We start from the raw sequence: 572 nt of genomic DNA on the forward strand, positions 1-572 counted from the left end.
CGCCGGTTCGACCCGAACATCCAGAAGAAGCGCTACTGGGTCCCGTCCCTGCGCCGCAACATCACGCTGAACCTCAGCGCCAAGGGCATCCGCGTCATCGACGCCCGCGGCATCGATGCTGTCGTCGCCGAGATGCAGGCACGAGGGGAGAAGTTCTGATATGGCCAAGGATAAGGACGTCCGTCCCATCATCAAGATGAAGTCCACCGCCGGCACCGGGTACACCTACGTGACCCGCAAGAACCGTCGGAACAACCCGGATCGCATCGTGCTGAAGAAGTACGACCCGGTCGCCCGCAAGCACGTCGATTTCCGCGAGGAGCGCTGAGATGGCCAAGAAGTCCAAGATCGCCAAGAACGAGCAGCGCAAGGTCATCGTCGCCCGCTACGCCGACAAGCGCGCGGAGCTCAAGAAGACCCTGATCGACGAGAACGCCTCGGACGAGGCTCGCGAGGCAGCTCGTCTGGGCCTGCAGAAGCTTCCCCGCGACGCTTCGCCGGTCCGCGTGCGCAACCGCGACCAGATCGACGGCCGCCCGCGCGGCACCTTCCAGAAGTTCGGGATCTCCCGC

Annotated in this window: 3 protein-coding genes; all 3 read left to right on the forward strand. The window is 64.5% G+C overall.

Features of this window, described 5'->3' with window-relative positions; genetic code table 11:
* Window positions 1–159: L28 family ribosomal protein (locus tag IG178_RS26335; protein ID WP_193215267.1), on the forward strand; the 159-nt coding region annotated here is incomplete at its 5' end.
* 1 nt (window position 160) lies between these two features.
* Window positions 161–328, forward strand: coding sequence for a 50S ribosomal protein L33 (gene rpmG, locus IG178_RS24970; RefSeq protein ID WP_006213876.1), 168 nt, complete (start codon window positions 161–163; stop codon window positions 326–328).
* A gap of 1 nt (window position 329) precedes the next feature.
* Window positions 330–572: 30S ribosomal protein S14 (gene rpsN / locus IG178_RS24975; RefSeq protein WP_193215268.1), on the forward strand; the 243-nt coding region annotated here is incomplete at its 3' end.

Origin of the sequence: Neoluteolibacter marinus, assembly GCF_014904755.1 — a bacterium.
Lineage (GTDB): Bacteria > Verrucomicrobiota > Verrucomicrobiia > Verrucomicrobiales > Akkermansiaceae > Haloferula > Haloferula marina.

Excerpts from the sequence above, each read along its gene's own strand:
- rpmG (WP_006213876.1), top strand. The coding sequence starts at position 161 with ATGGCCAAGGATAAGGACGTCCGTCCCATCATCAAGATGAAGTCCACC.